Below are 3,749 nucleotides of genomic sequence, written 5' to 3'. Positions count from 1 at the left end.
CAGCAGCATGAGCGAGCTTCTATCCGTGAAGGACCTCAGCTGCCGGTTTACGAACACGGCCCTGTTTCGAAAGCCGCGCGTCTTCCGCGCCGTCAGCGATGTCTCCTTCGAAATTCAACGCGGCGAGATCGTCGGGGTCGTCGGTGAATCGGGATGTGGCAAATCCACCTTGGCCCGCCTGGTGCTTCGGCTGATCGAGGCCAGCGCGGGAGAGGTCCGTTTCGACGGGCAAGACATCGCCCAGCTGTCGGCGGGGAATTTGCGGCGGTTGCGCCGTCACATGCAACTGGTGTTCCAGGATCCATATTCGGCGATCGATCCTCGTTTTTCGATAAGAGATGCGTTGCTTGAGCCTTTCCGCATCCAGGGCGTGAATCCAGATTCGGCGGAGGCAGCCGTGACCTCGCTGCTGGATATGGTTGGCCTCAGTGGTGCTGTCGCCAACAGCTATCCCCACCAGTTGTCAGGCGGACAGAAACAGCGGGTCGGCATTGCCCGTGCTCTCGCGCTCAAGCCGTCCCTTGTTGTGCTTGATGAGCCGACAGCGTCTCTGGACGTCTCGGTACAGGCGCAGATCATCACGCTGTTGGACCAACTGCGTGGCGAGTTGAACCTTACCTATCTCTTCATTTCCCACGACCTCGGACTGGTCAGCTATTTCTGCCATCGCGTCCTTGTCATGTATCTGGGCCGTGTGGTCGAGGTGATGGCGAGCAACGCCAAACCTTGCCACCCCTACACGCAGGCCCTGTTCGACAGCACATACGAGCCCGACCCCAAGCAACGACGCAAGGTCGCCCGGCTTTCGGGTGAAGTCCCCAGTGGCTATGATATCCCGCCCGGCTGTTCATTCGCAGCACGCTGTCCACGCGCCACCGACCTGTGCCGCCAATTATTGCCGCCCCTGATGACTATCGCCAGCGGACAGCAAGCCGCCTGTCACCATCCCTTGATCTAGAATTGCGAGGAGCAAAATTACATGAACACGCAGGACGCCTGCTATGCTGCCCTTGAGCGGCATTTCCTGACATACACGGAATTGGCCGCAGTGCCGGTGGAGGACAATGACGAGCCCCTGATTGCGATCGGCCCCGAGTTCTCAGGCAAAGTCCTCGCCGTAGACAGTACGATGAAAGTACACACGGGAGACCAGATCTTCGTCCGGTCGCGTGTGGTCCCGATGCTGGATGTGGCGCAACGCGCGCTCCGCGAAATCGCACAGGATTACGACCTGGAGGTTGTCTGTGGCTATCGGCATCTCGATGTGCAGCGCCAGCAATTCCAGGAGCAGATCCAGCACGTGCAGCAAAGAACTCCCTCCCTGTCTGGTGAAGCGCTGAAGGAGGCGGCTCACCGTTTCTCGGCCGTACCGGAGGTAGCAGGGCACCCGACCGGCGGCGCGGTCGACGTCCGGATCATTCAATCGAACGGTCAGGCGCTCGCTATGGGCACTGAACTGGGCGAGGATTGCCCGGACACCTACGTCTTTTCGCCATTCATCAAGAGAGAGCACTGGCGCAATCGACAGACGCTCAGGTTCTGCATGCTTCGCGCCGGCTTTGCGCCATTTGACGGCGAATGGTGGCATTTCTCATTCGGGGACCGTGAATGGGCGCGCTATTTCGACAAGGACAGAGCGATCTACAGCCAGCTAAGTTTCTCCATGGATAAGGGCCCGGAGACGACCTCTCGTTGATTGCCGCTGGAACTGGAAGCCTGCTCGCCTCGGAGCGGGCTCCATCCTGTATCAACGTCCTGCGACGGCAGAACCTGTTTGCTCGCTAGCGAACCCAAAAGAGCGCCGCCGCGCCGATCCTTCCAAGGACCTGTCATGACCGCTTCCACACTGCCGTTCTCAAACCTTCGCCGTGCCGGCGATACAGTCTACCTCTCGGGCGAACTCGGCTTCGATGACACTGGAAAAATCTCCGGCGACATTGTGCAGCAAACCCAAAACGTTCTGCGGCGGATCGAGGCCACCCTTGGCACTAGTGGATTATCGCGACGCGATATCCTCTCCTGTACCTGCTACCTGGTGCGCAAGGACAATTTCTCCGCCTTCAACCAGGTGTATCGCGCTTTCTTCAGTCACCATCCGCTGCCGGTCCGTGTCACTGTGGTTAGCGAGTTGGTCGTCGACGCGCTGATTGAAATAGCTGTCATCGCGCAGGACTGTAGCGTTTGACTTGCCGATGAGTGAGTTTGCGATCCTCGGCGCCGGCATCGTCGGTGTGACGACAGCACTTGCCCTGCAAGAAGGCGGGCATGAGGTCATCATCATTGACCGTCGGCAACCGGGCAGGGAGGCAAGCTACGGAAACGCCGGGATTGTCCAGGTCGAAGTGATGGAGCCCTATGCATTTCCGCGGGCCGCGCTTGATGTACTGCGTCTGGCATTCGGGTTGGGCAACGACGTCAGGTACCATCTGGCGGCTCTGCCCTCCGCGGCACTGCCACTCGCGCTCTACTATCTCAACTCTGCCCCGATAAGATATCGGACAATTTCCCAAATCTATAGGCAGTTGATTGGCCACTGCGCCGCGGACCACGACAAGCTGATTGCCGGAGCCGGCGCAGAACACTTGTTCGTCAGACGCGGCTACATCCAGATGCATCGCGAGGCCCGTGAGCTCGATACGGACGCCGCGCAGGCGGAACGCTACAGAAAGGACTTTGGTGTTCAGTCGCGCATCTTGACCAATCAGGCGTTGAGAGGTGAGGAGCCCTGCCTGAAGAGGGATTTCGCGGGTGCCGTGCATTGGCAACAAAGCAGAAGTTGTGTTGATCCGGGCGGGCTCGTCGCGACGTATGCAGCGCTTTTTCGCCGCCGCGGCGGCACCCTGCTGGAAGAAGAAGTGCGGTCACTGACGCAGCCTGCTTCCGGCTGGCACGTCCACTTGCGGAACGGGCGGCGCCTGGCCACTGAAAACATCGTCATTGCGCTCGGTGCCTGGTCGCCATCCCTCCTCAGGCCGTTGGGCGTTTCCATGCCCATGATACGCAAGCGGGGCTACCACAGGCACTACAAAGCCGATCGCCTTCCAGGCAGGCCGTTGTTCGATGTTGCCGCCGCGGCCCTCTATTGCCCCATGAGTCAAGGGCTTCGGCTGACCACGGGCGCCGAGGTTGCCCGCTTCGCGTCGACCAAGACGCCTTGGCAACTGGCCCGAGCCGAACGTATGGCGCGCGAGGTGATCGATTTCGGTGAAGCCGTCGAGCCTGAGCCCTGGGCAGGTTGGCGGCCATGCATGCCAGACATGCTTCCGGTAGTTGGCGCCGTTCCCAAAATCCCCGGTCTCTGGTGCAATTTTGGTCACGGCCATCAGGGATTTACCCTTGGACCCACAAGCGCCCGGCTATTCTCGGAACTGGCGGGCGGCAGGGCCGAAGATCAGGTGACTCAGGCTGTATCCCCTGTGCGATATCTCTGAACAACGGGGTCGCGGCTGAGCCGGATACCGCTTAGATCGAGCCCGCTTCGCATTGGATGCGAATTCTCAAATCTCACCTCCTTCCAGATTCCGCCGGTATCACCGCGGAGCCCAGATGTGCTCCTGGGCCTCCGACCGGTCGTGTTGTCGGGGACTTCAACGAGTCACGCCCCAGTGCGATTACTTCGCCGATGCCTGCATCGCACTGAACAGATCGACCACGCTTTGCGGTGCGGCGTCGTCAAAAAACCGCTTTAGGTTCTGCTCGGTTTCTTGGGCCACCTTGCCGCTTCGTGGGAAGAGTCTCTTTTCGTAGAC

The 3,749-nt window shown here is 60.0% G+C and carries 4 protein-coding genes; all 4 read left to right on the top strand.

Annotated features, from left to right (window positions below; translation table 11 throughout):
- A partial coding sequence (locus tag EN925_RS27375; protein ID WP_245487318.1) for an ABC transporter ATP-binding protein occupies window positions 1-958 on the top strand: 958 nt, incomplete at its 5' end.
- Between the two features lie 21 nt (window positions 959-979).
- A complete protein-coding gene (locus EN925_RS27370; protein WP_127369465.1) occupies window positions 980-1,696 on the top strand; it encodes a M15 family metallopeptidase in 717 nt (238 codons plus the stop codon).
- Between the two features lie 135 nt (window positions 1,697-1,831).
- Window positions 1,832-2,185, top strand: coding sequence for a RidA family protein (locus EN925_RS27365; RefSeq protein WP_127369464.1), 354 nt, complete (start codon window positions 1,832-1,834; stop codon window positions 2,183-2,185).
- A 7-nt stretch (window positions 2,186-2,192) separates the two neighbouring features.
- The gene (locus tag EN925_RS27360) at window positions 2,193-3,431 is read left to right on the top strand and encodes an FAD-dependent oxidoreductase (protein WP_127388441.1); all 1,239 of its coding nucleotides are present in this window, start codon (window positions 2,193-2,195) and stop codon (window positions 3,429-3,431) included.
- Window positions 3,432-3,749 lie beyond the last annotated feature (318 nt).

This window comes from Mesorhizobium sp. M7A.F.Ca.US.006.04.2.1 (genome assembly GCF_004022915.1).
Lineage (GTDB): Bacteria > Pseudomonadota > Alphaproteobacteria > Rhizobiales > Rhizobiaceae > Mesorhizobium > Mesorhizobium ciceri.
The sequence above is the reverse complement of the archived record's forward strand: the minus strand, read 5'-3'. Positions and strand labels throughout refer to the sequence as shown.